Source organism: Frankia sp. CpI1-P (assembly GCF_001421075.1).
GTDB lineage: Bacteria > Actinomycetota > Actinomycetes > Frankiales > Frankiaceae > Frankia > Frankia torreyi.
On sequence record NZ_LJJX01000033.1, the window covers coordinates 22,573 to 36,233 of the forward strand.

A 13,661-nucleotide genomic window follows, 5' to 3' on the forward strand; every position below is an offset into this window, starting at 1 on the left:
CCCGTCTGCCCAGCGTAAATCCTACTATGCCGATCGGTTTTAGCGATTATCGCCGAAGTGGCGTCGAACTCCTAGAATGTCGACGACGGGCCGCAGGTGCGTCGCATGATCCCGACCCGATGCAGGCGGCATGAAGATTTCGGCGCGAACCGACTACGCGCTGCGAGCGGTCATCGAGCTCGCGGCCGCCCACCCACAACGTCGCTCGGCGCCGGAGATCGCCGAGCAACAGCAGATCCCCCGCCAGTTCCTCGACAGCGTGCTCGGCGACCTGCGCCGAGCCGGCCTCGTGGCGAGCCAGCGCGGGGTCGGGGGCGGGTTCTGGCTGTGCCGGCCCGGGGATGAGATCACCCTGGCCGATGTCATCCAGGCGGCGGACGGGCCGGTGACCACCGTGCGCGGCGAGCTTCCGCAGGATCTCGCCTACGAGGGGACGGCGGTGCCCCTGCAGAAGGTCTGGATCGCCATGCGCGCCGGCCTCACCAGACTGCTGGAGTCGGTGACGGTCGCTGACGTTGCCCGGGACCAGCTTCCCGCCGAGGTGATCGACACCGCCGCGAGCCGGTCGGCCTGGCGGTAGCGCCCCGAAGCCGAGGCCGAAGCCGAAGCCGAGGCCGTCCCCGGGCCTAGCTGTCGAGATATTCGAGAATGTCGGAGACGTCGGGCTGCGGATGGCTTTCGCCGGCGGTCACGTGGACTTCCAGGACGTTTCCCGGCGGCGGGGCGGGAGCCGGGATGCGGTCGTTGAACGCGGCCAGCGGCAGCACGGCGCGGTTGAAGTCGAGCACCGTCGTGTTGTCGTCGTCGGGCGCGGGAATCCGCAGAAAGCGGAACGGGAAACGGTTCCGTCGCGACAGGTCGACGAACACGGCGTGTAGCTCGCCCTGCAGCAGCGGACTCACCGCGAGCCCCGTCGTGCCGCCGTCCGGCAGGCTGAACTCGACCCGGCCGACCAGGGTGAGCGTCATCGTGCCGGACTTGGTGCTGGGCACCTCGACCGGGACGCTGGAACCATCGGGCCAGGGCTGGAAGACGGCGGGAACCACCCAGTCCGGATGCGGCTCGAAGACCTCCATCGCACCGTGCGAGACCCGGATCGCGCCCTCCTCGACCTGGCTGAGGCCCAGGCCGTACGTGCCCTCCTGGCCGAGCAGCGTCTTCTGCTGGTCGGTGAGACCGGCATAGGAACCCAGGCCGCGCAGCGGGGTGTCGAGAACCACCCGACGCAGCGCGCCCGGCGCCGACCGGCTGCCGGTCCCGGTCAGCGCGCCGAGCGGGTTGGCCCACGCATCGAGCGGGTTGACCCACGAAAGACCGGCGACATCGGACGAGGTGGCCGAACGGTACGCCCGACCGCGACACAGGCTGGAAAGCGGGCCAAACGGGGCGGTGAGTGCCTCCACTCGCCGGGCATGCCAGCGTTCCCACTCTTCGGTGAATCCCATGACCGGTCTCGCCCTCGTCGCATCGGTACAGTTCAGCCTATGTGAGGTGGCTGGCAGCCGGGGCACCAGAACAGGTTGCGGCCGGCCAGGCGGGTGGTCAGCACCGTGGTGGCGCAGATCAGGCAGGGCTGGCCGGCGCGGCGGTAGACGTAGACCTCGCCGCCGTGGTCGTCGACCCGAGGGGGGCGGCCCATCGCCTCGGGGGTGTGCTCGGGGCGCACGGTGTCGATCCGGCCCGTCCGCACCCCGTCGGCCATCAGCGTGACCAGGTCGGCCCAGATGGCCGTCCACTGCCGCCGGGCCAGGTCCCGTCCGGGCAGCAGTGGGTCGAGGCCGGCCCGGAACAGCACCTCGGCCCGGTAGATGTTGCCCGGGCCGGCCACGACCGTCTGGTCGAGCAGGAGGATGGCGATCGGGGTGCGGCTGCGTTCGATCCGTCGCCAGGCCAGGTCCGGGTCGGCGTCGCCGCGCAGCGGATCGGGGCCGAGCCGGTCGCGCAGCGTCTTCACCCCGCCGGGTTCCAGCAGCTCGCAGGCGTTGGGACCGCGCAGGTCGGCGTATCCGGCGTCCGCGGTGAGCCGCAGCCGGACGGCACCGGTCGGCACGGGAGCGGGCAGGGGGCCGAAGGCGTAGGTGCCGTAGATGCCGAGGTGCACATGCAGGATCTGGTCGTGGTCGAACCGCAGGAGCAGATGCTTGCCGTGTGCCTCGGCGTCGGTGAGCAGCCGGCCGTCCAGCCGGCGCGCTCCCTCGGCGAAACGGCCCTGGGGGCTTGCCACGGCCACCGGCCGGCCGGCGAACATCCGCTGGTGAACCGCGGCCAACCTGTGCACAGTGTGACCTTCGGGCATAGTCGGGCGATCGTACTGCCGCGGAGGGGGTACCCCATACTCCGACGAGCGGCCCGGCGGACCCTCGGGTGGCCGCCCGCCGTGAACCGGATGCCGGTTGCGAGGGGACCATGCGAGCACCTAGTCGGGTACGGGCTGACGCGTTGGCCGAGGCGTGCGTGGCCGCGGGGGACCTGCCGCTGCCGGGGGGCGGCCGGACGCTCGAACGCTGGACGGCGCTGGCGGCGCTCGCGGCGGACGATCTGGTGCTCGCGCGGCTCGCCGAGGCGCACGCCGACGCGGTGGCCATCGTCGCCGAGCTCGCGGGAGAACCGCTGCCGCCGGGGTCCCGCTGGGGGGTCTGGGCGGCGGAGGATCCCACCGGTGTACTGACCGCCGTCCCGCTCGAGGAGCAGGGGACGGGCTGGCTGCTCGACGGGGCCAAGGTCTGGTGTTCGGGCGCGACCCTGCTGACCCACGCCCTGGTCACTGCCCGCCACGGACAGTCTCGCCAGCTCCTCGCGGTCGCGCTGAACGCCCCGGGGATCACCGTCGCCGCCGACGACTGGGCCGCCCCCGGCATGAAGGCGGCCGACACCCGGCGGGTCCGCTTCGACCGGGTTCCCGCCCGCGCCGTCGGCGGGCCGGACGAATACCTGCGCCGTCCCGGGTTCTGGATCGGCGGGATCGGCGTCGCGGCCTGCTGGTACGGGGGTGCTGCCGCCGTGGCCGCGCCGTTGCGGGAGCGGGTCGGCGGCCGCGGGGACGACCCGCACGCGGCGGCCCATCTCGGCGCCGTCGACGTCGCGCTCGGTGGCGCCCGCGATGTGCTGCGGGCGGCGGCGGTCGCGGTCGACGGCCGTCCCGACGCGGATCACGCGCGTCTCGCCCGGCGGGCACGGGCGACGGTGGCGGGGGCGGCGGCCGAGGTGATCCGCCGGGTCGATCGGGCGCTCGGGCCGGGGCCGCGCGCCCGCGACCGCCGGCATGCCGCTCGCGTCGCCGACCTGGAGGTCTACCTCCTTCAGGAGCACGCCGAACGGGACCTGGCCGATCTCGGCGCCGCCGTCGTTGCCGCGGCCGAGCCCGGCTGGTCGCTGTGACTCGCGAGCGGCGTCCCCGCTGCCGTCCCCGCTGCCGTCCCCGCTGCCGTCCCTGCTGTCGTCCTTGCTGTCGTTGCCGACCGGAACCCGGGTACACAGCGGGAAGCCGGGCCGCGAGGGTTCACGGAGGGTTCGATGACGCTGCCGCCGCAGTACTTCGACGAGATGTACGCGGGCGACGGCGACCCGTGGGGCTTCGCCGACCGCTGGTACGAGCGGCGGAAGCGGGCGCTCACCGTCGCCCTGCTCCCCGACGACCGCTATGCGACCGGCTATGAGCCGGGCTGCTCGATCGGCCTGCTGACCCGCGATCTCGCCGGCCGCTGCGGGCGGCTGCTGGCGACCGATGTGGCGCCCGCCGCGGTGTCGGCCGCCACCCGCCAGACCGCCGACCTGCCGAACGTGCGCGTCGAGGTGGCGCGGCTGCCGGGGGACTGGCCCACGCGGACCTTCGAGCTCGTGGTGCTCTCCGAGGTGGGTTACTACTTCGACCGGGCCGACGCCCGCCTCGTTGCCGCCCGTGCCACCGCCTCGGCGGGCACGCTCGTCGCCGTCCACTGGCGGCATCCCGTCGAGGACTACCTGTGCGGGGGCGACGAGGTGCATGCGCTGCTCGGGGAGGCCGCCGCCGGTGCGGGACTGACGCGCCTCGTGCACCATCTCGAAGACGATCTGGTGGCGGACGTCTGGGCGCGCGACGCCCGCTCGGTCGCCGCGCGGACGGGCCTGCGGTGAAGCGGGTCAGCCTGCTGTGAACCGAATCAGCAGGGTTGGCGTCGTGGTCCCGGCCCATGACGAGCAGGATCTGATCGGGGCCTGCCTGGACGCGTTGGGCGAGGCGGTCCACCATCCGGGTCTGCGTGGCGTCGACGTCGCGGTGCTGGTCGTGCTCGACGACTGCGGCGACGAGTCCGCCCGGCACTGCCGGACGCGCGCCGTGCCGACCCTCGCCGTGCGCGAGCGGAACGTGGGCAGGGCCCGGTCGCGCGGGTTCGCGCACCTGATCTCCCGGGTGGCGGCGGGCATGCCGGCAATCCATCCACGCGCGGTGTGGCTCGCGACCACCGACGCGGACAGCCAGGTCTCCCCCGACTGGATCACGACTCAGGTGGAGTTCGCGCGCGACGGCGCGGATGCGGTGTTCGGCGTGGTCGACATCGACGACTGGGACGGCTTTCCCGCCCCCGCTCAGCGACGTTTCCTGCGGCATTACCGTGGGATGGAACCTGNAGACTCGAGTCGGCACCGGCATGCGCACGGCGCCAACCTGGGCATCCGCCTGGATGCCTACAACCGGGTCGGCGGCATCCCCCCGCTTTCNGTCGGCGAGGACAACGCCCTGGCCGCGAACCTGCACCGCCATCTCGACCTGCGCGTCCTGCATACGACCGCGGTGCGGGTCACCACCAGCGCGCGCCGCGACTCCCGTGTCGACGGCGGATTCGCCCACGTCCTGAGCGGCTTCGAGCAGCCGGGGGACCCGCGCCGGCAGGTTTCCGCCCGCCCGCGGTCCTAGCACTCGCGGTCCTAGCACTCGCGGTCCCAGCACTCGCGGTCCCAGCACTACGGTCCCAGGATTCCCAGCTCGGGAGCGGTCCTAGGATTCTCGGCTCGGGAGGAGACGAGGCTCGAGGCCGAGGCGGTGGACGATCGCGCGATCCTCGTCGGCGATCATCTGCCGGGTGATCTTGGCGTTGTGGATGAGCCGCGAGCCGTGGAAGGTGCCCGGGTAGAGGTGCAGCTCGGTGGGCACCCCGGCCTGGACGAGCCGTTGCGCGTAGGCGAGGCCCTCGTCGCGCAGCGGGTCGAACTCGCAGACCGAGACGAACGCGGGCGGCAGGCCCGACAGGTCCGCCGCGCGCGCCGGCGCCGCGTAGGGCGGCACGACCGCGTCGGGGGCGCCGGCGCGGTCGGCGAGGTAGTAGCGCCAGGTGAGCGCGACCTTTCCGCTGTCCCACATCGGGGTGTCCGTGAGCGTGCGCATCGACACGGTGTCGAGACGGTCGTCGAGTTTGGGAGCGGTGAGAAACTGGAAGCAGAGGGCGGGGCCCCCGCGATCGCGGCTGAGCAGGGTCAGCGCGGCGGCGAGGCACGCACCCGCGCTGCCGCCGGCGACGGCGATGCGCGCCGGATCCACGCCCAGGCTCGGCCGGGCCTCGCGGGCCAGCCAGGTGAGCGCGGCGTAACAGTCGTCGACCGCGGCCGGGTAGGGATGCTCGGGCGCGAGCCGGTAGTCGACGCTGACCACCACACAACCCAGCTCCGCGAACCGGAGTGCCTCGGAGTGCGCCATGTCGAGATCGCCGAGAATGAAACCGCCGCCGTGCAGGAAGAGCACCGCCGGACAGTCGGCCGGCGCCGCGACGGGACGGTAGATCCGCACCCGGACGTCCGGCGCCCCCGCCGGTCCCGGGATCGTCCGCTCGCTGATCGAGACCATACCGCCGGAATCGGGCTGCGGCGCTGCCGCGGTGAGCTCCCGTATCAGCGCGCGGGCCTGTGCGACGTCGGCGATCGGCACGTCGACCAGAAGCGCAATCCACGGCGCGATTTCCGGGTCGATGGCGTAGCGCACCGGCGATCCTCCCGTCCGTGAGCTGGCACCCGGGGGCTGGGGCCTCGGGTCATCGTTGAGCGCGGGCTTGTTTCGTGTCCAGCGGCGATCGCTCGCCCGCGCGCCTTGCCGGCGCCCGCGCGCCTGCCCACGGTCGTAGTCTCCTGGCATGGAGGGGCTGATCCTGCGGCTGGCGGACCTGGATGAGGGCGCGCTGGGCGCGGTGCGGATCATCGCCTTCTTCGACGGCTTCGTCGAGCACCGGGCCAGCCTGGAGGCCGTGCTGTCGGCCACCGCCCAGTTCGCCGGGTGCGAGGTCGGCCTCGCCGGTGGTTCGGTGCCGCCGTTGGCGGTGCGGGCTGGTGGGGGAGTCCCGTCCGCCGGCGACCCGCCCGACGGTGTGGCCCGGGCGCCGGTTGGCGATGACCGGTGGGTGTGGCTCGCGCGGCCGGGACAGCCGCTCGCGCAGGATCGGATGCTCCTGGACCGGCTGGCGCACGCGGTTCGGGCGCTGTCCCCTCGGCCGCGGCTCGACCATCCCGGGACCGGAGATCCGGCGCTGCTGGAACTGGTGCTCGGCGCGGGCGCTGATGATGCCGGCCGGGCGCGTGCCCTGCGGCTGCTCGGCATCGAGCCGACCTGCCCGGTCACGGTCTACGCCGTCCGCTCGCCCGATCCCGCGGCCGGCGCCGAGTTCCTGGCCGGGCTGCATCCATGGGTGCGCGCCGTGCGGATCGGCGACGTGCGCGCGGTGGTCGGTCGGGAGGCACCCGCCGACGAGCCGACGATCCCGACCGGCGTGCAGGTGGGCCGGTCCGCGCCGGTGCCGGCTTCGGCGGCGCAGCGGGCGTGGCGCGGCGCCCGCACGGCGTTGCGGTTCACCGGCTCGGGGCTGCCGGCCGGGCTGACCACGCTCGCCGGGGGGTCGGCGCTGGTCACCGAGGAGAGCCTCGGCGTCTGGCGGGCCATCGCCGAGCAGGTGCCCGGGGAACGGCTCGCCGCCTCGCCGGACGTGGCGGCGCTGCGGCGGCTCGGCGCCGAGCCGCAGGGCCCGCAGACGCTGGCCATGCTCGTCGCCGTCGGCGCCACCGCCTCGCTGCGGCAGGCCGCGGCCGTGCTGTACGTGCACCACAGCACCCTGATCGCGCGCCTGACCAAGGCCGAGCGCGTCCTGGGTTTCTCCATCGACACCCCGGCGGGCCGGACCCGGCTGACGGCCGCACTGATCATCCGGGCCCTCTGCGCCGATCTCGACGACCTTCCGACCTGAGCCGACCGGACCGGGCCCGACCGGACCGGGCCCGACCGGACCGGGCCCGACCGGACGGGGCCCGACCGGACTGGACTGGGCCCGACCGGACCCCCTTCGGCTTACAGGTCCCCGCTCGCGCGGACTACACCTACTCGACCGGCGAGAGCACTCGCTCCGGGCAGGCCGCGGCACCGAGCCGGGCAGCCTCCTCCAGGCCAGGTGGCACGTCCAGCTGTGCCACCGCGCCGATGAAACCCTCGTCGTCGAGCGCATAGACCTCCGGGGCCTTCGCATGACATTGCGCGTGGCCATGGCAGAACTCGTTGCTGACCGACACCTTCATCTGAGTCCCTCTCAGCTCGATGGTCATCACGCAGTGCGTGATGAGAAAGCCGGACGTGGTGCTGGGAAGCTGTATCCGACCGCGCAGCTCATCCCGGTGCGACCGCCTACCAGATCCGGAACGGGTTCGAGATCCTGCGGCGTTCCAGGCGTCGCGTAAGGCGCCACGGGACCGCGGCCGCTGGCTCAGTCACGGTAGGCAGGCATACCCACGCCTTCGCGCGGCCCGGGAGTGAAGCGAACCGGAAGGTGCTTTACCGCGTAGACGTCGCCCGCGTCCGCAAGGCGCTCGATGGGAGCCGCGACATGCACGTCCGGCAGCCGACGCAACAGTTCGGTAATCATCACGCGGAACATGGCCCGCGCGAAGTTCGATCCCAGGCAGCGGTGGACACCCAGCGCGAAGGCCATGTGCCGATTCGTGCCGCGATCAAGATCGATTTCGTGCGGGCATTCGAAGGCGCTGGGATCGCGGTTGGCCGCCGCGAACATCAACATGACCCGGTCGCCCTTCTTGAGCTGGCGGCCGTGGAACTCCGCGTCCCGGGTGACGACTCGGGTGAGGCCCTGCACCGGGGTGTCATGGCGCAGGAACTCCTCCGTCGCGCTCTCCAGGACGGCCGGGTCCTCGAGGAGCCGGCGGCGCAGTGCAGGATCGGCGTCGATGCGCAGGAAGGCATTGCCGGTGAGGCCTGCCGTGGTGTCCATGCCGCCGAGCAGGAGCANCACGACGATGCCGGCAAGCTCCTCGTCGGAAAGCTTCGCTCCGTCGATCTCCGCCTCCATGAGATCGCTGAGCACGCCCTTGCCCCGGTGGAGCCGGCGCTGGGCGATCTCCTGGGCGATCGTGCCGTAGATGTTGGCCGCGGACTGGGCGGACCGCTCCGGGGCATAGGCACGGTCATGGATGAGAGAGTGCAGCCAGTCGATCCAGTCCGGCCAGCGGCTCTCGTCGAAGTCGAGGAGCTGCAGCGTCCACCGGGCCGGAAGCGGGGTGAAGAGCTGCTNGGCGAGGTCGGCTTCGCCGCTCTCGATGAAGGCGTCGATCAACTCGGTGGCCGTGCGCCGCAGGGCCGGCTCCCGTTGTTCCGCCTCCTTGGGCGAGAGGTAGGGAAGCAGTAACTTCCGGTACTTCTGCAGCATTGGCGGGTCGATGTCGATCGGAATGAAAGACGTCTCGATCGGCAGGGCCGGAATAGCTTTGCTCATATGGTTGCTGAAGAGATCCGAGTCTCGACAGGCGTCGAACACGGCCGCATACGAGGTGACGAGCCAGTAGCCGCCCCAGGCCGATGACTTGGCCACGGGGCAACGGTTCTGGAGATCCGTCATAATCTCGTAGTTGTGTTCCCGGAATCTTGCGCTGTGATGGTCCAGGTCGGTGTCGCTAAATCCTGCTTCGTCTACGGTGGTCACGGGTCGGCCTCTCGTTTCGTGATTATGATATGACGGCCGGGCCGATCTACCGCATTTCCGGCGCTGTTTCAGCGTGTCGGTGATCGGTAGCAACGGCAAGCCTGTCGGCCTGTTCCGCCAGCCTGCGGTGGGACGCAGTCAAGCGTGATGAGCGCAGTGGGAATGACGGGAAAGTCGCCGGCGTTCCGGATAGCTGCCGCCGCAGTCACCGAGCGCCGTCCGATGTTCAGTGGCACCGACTTATCCCTAGAGTGCGTACACGAGAACGTTGCGTCCCGCCGCGCCGGCTCTCGACCCGGCTCGGGAAACGGCTGCCGGGTTTCTTGGGGGGATGGCGAGGTCGGTGAAACACTTCTGGTCGGGCACCTCGTCGCGCGCGACAAAGGCGATGTGCGGCGACCATGTCTACAGAACGGTTCGCGCTGACGGCCGNGACCAGATCATCGTCGGGAGCGGACCGGCTGGCGGCGCGGCCGGCGGGCCGGCTCGGGAGCCGTCGGGTATCGGCTGCGGGCGCCTGTTCTCGACGCGACCGGACGGTGCCCTCTGGGGCAAGGCGGACGATCGTCAGGGTGGGCGTTCTCCGTCGTGATGCAACGCCACCGTGCCTGTGTGTCACTGGTTACCCAGCGCGACCGCGGCCTGGCCGCCGGGGAGGCCTGGATCGGGGCGACGCGCGGCCCTGATCTGGTCAGACGACGGGGGGCTCCACCCTTTCTCCTGGACTGGGGCACGCCGACCACTGCCCGGCATGCCGCGCCCGCATCCGCACGGCGGCCCGACGACTCGGTGGTGGCTGTGCTCGACGATGCGAGACTGTGGTCTGCGACACGCTGGTAGGCTAGCCTTATTGAGTCAATAGAGTCAATAAAGTTCTATTCGATCTTCCTTGAAAGGATTGAGTATCCGATCGATCGCATTGAGTGACTTCGGGAACCCTGTAGGCATCGGCGGCTCCTCGACGGCCCCGGCGCACAACATCTTGATCCTGGGAGTCCTCCCACCATCGGCCATTAGGGGCCACCAGGGGCACGCTCGTGTGGACGAGGCCGGGAGCGGGTCGTCCCGCCGTCACGCTGGAGGCGCGCTGTCGGACTGGACGAACGCAGTCGGACTGGAGGCACGCCGTCAGGCTGGAGACACGCCGTCGGACTGGAGGCACGCCGTCAGACTGGACGAACGCAGTCGGACTGGAGGCACGCCGTCAGGCTGGAGGCACGCCGTCGGACTGGAGGCACGCCGTCAGACTGGACGAACGCAGTCGGACTGGAGGCACGCAGTGGGGAACAGGTTCGAGACGCCCGCGAAGATCCTCGATGCAGCGTTGGGGTGCATAGCGGCTCGCGGCCCGGCCAAGATGTCCCTGCGCGATGTTTCCGCGGCTGCGGAGGTCTCCCGTGGCACGCTCTACCGGTACTTCAAGACCAAGGGTGAGCTGCTCACCGCCATCAGCGACCACGTCCGGCGGGGGGNCGGCGCCGCGCTCGACGAAGCGGTCGCCGGGCAGCCGGTCGCCTCCGGTCGCCTCCGCGCGATCGCCGACGCCATCATGCACTACGGAGACGACCATCCCGAGGTTTCCCGAGTCATCGAAGCGGAGCCCGCCTTCGCGCTGGAGTTCATCCGCGGCATCTTCCCGACCTTCGTGGCCCAGGTGACGGAACTCCTCGAGCCCGTGTTCGACGATCTTGGCATCGTCCAGGAAGGCACGGTGAGACGGGAGGTCCTGGCGGAGCTTCTGCTGCGAGCCACGAGCTCGCTGTATCTGATCCCGTCCCCCAACCCCGACGAGATGACCGACGCGGTCGTGACCCTGTGGGCTTCTGTCGCCGCGCCCGCGAAGGTCGGCGATCCCGGCCCGGAAGACGACGCCTGACCTGACTCGGAGGTTCTCCATCCAGGGAATGTCTCGGCGGCTCGGAGAGGGGTGATGTCACCAGACGGATACTCCAGGGCGCAGTCTCGGTCGGACGAGGCTGCGAGCACCGAAATCCTTCACCGCCGGGGTTCGGCAGTTCCTGCGTGCCTGCCTTCCAACTCCCGGGCCCGGCCGGTGGACCCGGCCAGCAGACGACGTCCCGCCTTGGCCGGAAGTGGCGACTGTTCAAATAGCCGTCCCGCCGATCCCGCGGTGACCAAAGCGGGATTGCGGTTCGGCATGCCCGAAATATCCGCCGGGGGCGATCGATCGCTCCGGCGCGCGACGGACTTTCGTACAAAGAGGCCGATCGTCCTCGTGTGCGAATCCGGGCCTACACGTAGACATAGTGTCAGATGCGCTGTAACTTTCCTCGACGCACCCGCCCCGTCAGGACGGGTCTTCGATGGCGAGGGAGTCTGATCGGCGATGACGACGGTGTCTGAGGNGGTGTCCGTGCAGGGCGAGCTTCGCTTTCTGATCGACGGGAAACTCGGCGAGTCGGTGGCGGGCGGCCGCTACGACAACATCAACCCGGCCACCGAGGAGGTCCTCGGTCAGACGACCGACGCCACGGCGGCGGACATGGACCGGGCCATCGCGGCNGCGCGCCGCGCGTTCGACGAGTCGTCGTGGTCGACGGACCGGGAGCTGCGCAAGCGGTGCCTGGCCCAGTTGCAGGCCGCGCTGGAGGACGAGAAGGAGGCGCTGCGCGCGGAGCTCATCGCCGAGGCGGGCGCCCCGGTCGCGGTGACGCACTTCGCGCAGCTCGACTGGCCGCTGGCGGACGGCCTGCGCGGGCCGCTGGAGCTGATCGACACCTTCCCGTGGGAGCGCACGCTGCCCGACACGAACCTGTTCGGACCCAGCCACCGCGCGGTCTGGAAGGAGCCGGTGGGGGTGGTCGCGGCGATCGTGCCGTGGAACTACCCGTTCGAGGTGACGATCAACAAGCTCGGCCCGATCCTGGCGACCGGCAACACGGTGGTGCTCAAGCCCGCGCCGGACACGCCCTGGAACGCCACCCGGATCGGCCGCCTCGTCGCGGANCGGACGGACATCCCGGCGGGCGTCGTGAACGTGGTCCCGACCTCGGACAACGCGGTGGCCGAGCTGCTGGTGACCGATCCCCGGGTGGACATGGTGTCGTTCACCGGGTCGACCGGGGTCGGCCGGCGCATCGTCGAACTGTCCGCCGGGACGATGAAGCGGACGCTGTTGGAGCTCGGCGGCAAGTCCGCGATGATCGTGCTCGACGACGCCGACCTCCCCTCGGTGCTGCCCGGGGCCGGGCTCGGGGCGTGCCTGCACGCCGGGCAGGGCTGCGCGATGACGACGCGGATCCTGCTGCCCCGCTCCGTCTACGACCAGGGCCTCGAGATCCTCACCGAGGTGTTCCGCCAGCTTCCCTACGGCGACCCCAACGACCCGGCGAACCTCTCCGGCCCGCAGATCAACGCCNGCCAGCGCGACCGGGTGCTGGACTACATCNAGATCGGCAAGGCCGAGGGCGCGCGGGTCGTCGCCGGCGGCGGCCGTCCGGCGCACCTGCCGACCGGCTACTACGTCGAGCCGACGCTGCTCGCGGACGTGGACAACGGCATGCGGGTGGCTCGCGAGGAGATCTTCGGCCCGGTGGCCGCCGTGATCCCCTTCGACGACGAGGTGGACGCCGTGCGGATCGCCAACGACAGCCCGTACGGCCTGTCCGGCGGAGTGTTCTCCGCCTCGCTTGACCGCGGCCTGGCCGTCGCCCGCCGGATCCGCACGGGAAGCATCAACGTCAACGGGGGCAACTTCTACGGCTCGAACGGCCCCTACGGCGGCTACAAGCTGTCGGGCAACGGCCGCCAGGGCGGCATCGAGGGCTTCGAGCAGCACCTGGAGAGCAAGTCCGTCGGCTACGCCGGCTGAGCTGCCCACATCCGGGCTGCTGATCCTCCGGGCCGCCGGCTGTACGGGCCGCAGTTCGTCTGGGCCGCCCACACCCGGGCCGCTGTTCGCCGGTCCGGCGATTGCCCGGACCGCTCATGCCCGGACCGCTCATGCCCGGACCNCCGTTATCCGGACAGTCCACCACCTGATCGCACGCACGAACAGAGGAGCAGGACAATGCCAGGTCGCCTCGAGGGCAAGGTCGCCTTCATCACGGGTGCGGCGCGCGGGCAGGGCCGCAGCCACGCGGTTCGCCTGGCGCAGGAGGGCGCCGACATCATCGCCATCGACATCGTCGAGCAGATCGAGTCGAACCCCTACCCGCTGTCCACCCCGGAGGACCTCGCCGAAACCGTCACCCTGGTCGAGAAGCTCGGTCGGCGCATCATCGCCACCAAGGCCGACGTCCGTGAGCGCGACCAGCTCCGCGAGGCGGTCAACAAGGGCGTCGCCGAGCTCGGCCGCCTCGACATCGTCGTCGCGAACGCCGGCATCCTGCCGATGGCGATGGGCGACCCCCAGGCCACCGACTTCATCGACGCCGTCGACGTCGACCTCATCGGCGTGCTGAACGCCGTCGCGGTCAGCGTCCCGCACCTGCCGGACCGCAGCTCCATCATCGTCACCGGCTCGACCGCGGCCATGTTGCCCAACACCACCGACAACCCCGCGATGGGCCCAGGCAGCGCCGGCTACGGCTGGTCGAAGAAGATCCTCATCGGCTACGTCGAGGAGATGGCGCTCCACCTGGCCTCGAAGTTCATCCGGGTCAACGCCATCCACCCGACCAACGTCAACACCCACCTGCTCCACAACGATGGGCTGTACGCGCAGTTCCGGCCGGNCCTGGAGAACCCGACCCGGGA

At 71.1% G+C, this 13,661-nt stretch carries 12 protein-coding genes and 7 pseudogenes; 13 read left to right on the top strand and 6 right to left on the bottom strand.

Annotated elements, in window-relative coordinates; genetic code table 11:
- Positions 1–130: 130 nt before the first annotated feature.
- Positions 131–580 (top strand): Rrf2 family transcriptional regulator, encoded by a 450-nt coding sequence (locus tag FF86_RS20485; protein WP_044887207.1) that lies wholly within the window; start codon positions 131–133, stop codon positions 578–580.
- Positions 581–626: 46 nt separating this feature from the next.
- On the opposite strand, the gene FF86_RS20490 is transcribed toward FF86_RS20485, so the two are convergent.
- Both FF86_RS20490 and FF86_RS20495 read right to left on the bottom strand, forming a co-directional pair.
- Positions 627–1,445, bottom strand: coding sequence for a DUF1684 domain-containing protein (locus tag FF86_RS20490; RefSeq protein WP_044887206.1), 819 nt, complete (start codon positions 1,443–1,445; stop codon positions 627–629).
- Positions 1,446–1,477: 32 nt separating this feature from the next.
- On the bottom strand, positions 1,478–2,296 hold the full coding sequence (locus tag FF86_RS20495) for an Fpg/Nei family DNA glycosylase (RefSeq protein ID WP_044887205.1): 819 nt from the start codon (positions 2,294–2,296) through the stop codon (positions 1,478–1,480).
- A gap of 110 nt (positions 2,297–2,406) precedes the next feature.
- Between FF86_RS20495 and FF86_RS20500 the strand changes: the two genes are divergently transcribed.
- From FF86_RS20500 to FF86_RS53520, 5 genes and pseudogenes are all read left to right on the top strand, one after another.
- On the top strand, positions 2,407–3,378 hold the full coding sequence (locus FF86_RS20500) for an acyl-CoA dehydrogenase family protein (RefSeq protein ID WP_044887227.1): 972 nt from the start codon (positions 2,407–2,409) through the stop codon (positions 3,376–3,378).
- A 135-nt stretch (positions 3,379–3,513) separates the two neighbouring features.
- Entirely contained in the window at positions 3,514–4,113 is a 600-nt protein-coding gene (locus tag FF86_RS20505) for a class I SAM-dependent methyltransferase (RefSeq protein WP_044887204.1), read from the top strand.
- A 43-nt stretch (positions 4,114–4,156) separates the two neighbouring features.
- On the top strand, positions 4,157–4,607 hold a 451-nt coding region (locus FF86_RS53510; protein ID WP_242419165.1), incomplete at its 3' end, for a glycosyltransferase.
- 1 nt (position 4,608) lies between these two features.
- A pseudogene (locus FF86_RS53515) lies at positions 4,609–4,698 on the top strand (glycosyl transferase); the annotation flags it as partial.
- 1 nt (position 4,699) lies between these two features.
- Positions 4,700–4,894, top strand: a pseudogene (locus FF86_RS53520) (hypothetical protein); the annotation flags it as partial.
- An 81-nt stretch (positions 4,895–4,975) separates the two neighbouring features.
- Here FF86_RS53520 and FF86_RS20515 read toward each other — a convergent pair.
- On the bottom strand, positions 4,976–5,953 hold the full coding sequence (locus FF86_RS20515) for an alpha/beta hydrolase (protein WP_044887203.1): 978 nt from the start codon (positions 5,951–5,953) through the stop codon (positions 4,976–4,978).
- Positions 5,954–6,101: 148 nt separating this feature from the next.
- On the opposite strand from FF86_RS20515, the gene FF86_RS20520 reads away from it, so the two are divergent.
- Positions 6,102–7,202 (top strand): helix-turn-helix domain-containing protein, encoded by a 1,101-nt coding sequence (locus tag FF86_RS20520; protein ID WP_044887202.1) that lies wholly within the window; start codon positions 6,102–6,104, stop codon positions 7,200–7,202.
- A gap of 130 nt (positions 7,203–7,332) precedes the next feature.
- Here the strand turns inward: FF86_RS20520 and FF86_RS20525 are convergent, their stop codons facing one another.
- The 3 genes and pseudogenes from FF86_RS20525 to FF86_RS64260 form a co-directional block, all read right to left on the bottom strand.
- On the bottom strand, positions 7,333–7,554 hold the full coding sequence (locus tag FF86_RS20525) for a ferredoxin (RefSeq protein ID WP_242419166.1): 222 nt from the start codon (positions 7,552–7,554) through the stop codon (positions 7,333–7,335).
- 158 nt (positions 7,555–7,712) lie between these two features.
- On the bottom strand, positions 7,713–8,251 hold a 539-nt coding region (locus FF86_RS53525), incomplete at its 5' end, for a cytochrome P450 (protein ID WP_242419167.1).
- A 1-nt stretch (position 8,252) separates the two neighbouring features.
- Positions 8,253–8,498, bottom strand: a pseudogene (locus FF86_RS64260) (cytochrome P450); the annotation flags it as partial.
- Between the two features lie 1,723 nt (positions 8,499–10,221).
- Here FF86_RS64260 and FF86_RS62880 point away from each other — a divergent pair.
- The 6 genes and pseudogenes from FF86_RS62880 to FF86_RS20545 form a co-directional block, all read left to right on the top strand.
- Positions 10,222–10,414, top strand: a 193-nt coding sequence (locus FF86_RS62880) for a TetR/AcrR family transcriptional regulator (RefSeq protein WP_255355861.1), incomplete at its 3' end; no start/stop codon positions are given.
- Positions 10,415–11,316: 902 nt separating this feature from the next.
- Positions 11,317–11,465 (top strand): annotated as a pseudogene (locus FF86_RS53540) (aldehyde dehydrogenase); the annotation flags it as partial.
- A 1-nt stretch (position 11,466) separates the two neighbouring features.
- A pseudogene (locus FF86_RS53545) lies at positions 11,467–11,909 on the top strand (aldehyde dehydrogenase family protein); the annotation flags it as partial.
- 1 nt (position 11,910) lies between these two features.
- Positions 11,911–12,321: pseudogene (locus tag FF86_RS53550) on the top strand (aldehyde dehydrogenase family protein); the annotation flags it as partial.
- Positions 12,322–12,352: 31 nt separating this feature from the next.
- A pseudogene (locus FF86_RS53560) lies at positions 12,353–12,774 on the top strand (aldehyde dehydrogenase family protein); the annotation flags it as partial.
- A gap of 198 nt (positions 12,775–12,972) precedes the next feature.
- The coding region (locus FF86_RS20545) for an SDR family NAD(P)-dependent oxidoreductase (RefSeq protein ID WP_242419168.1) at positions 12,973–13,639 on the top strand (667 nt) is incomplete at its 3' end.
- Positions 13,640–13,661: the final 22 nt, after the last annotated feature.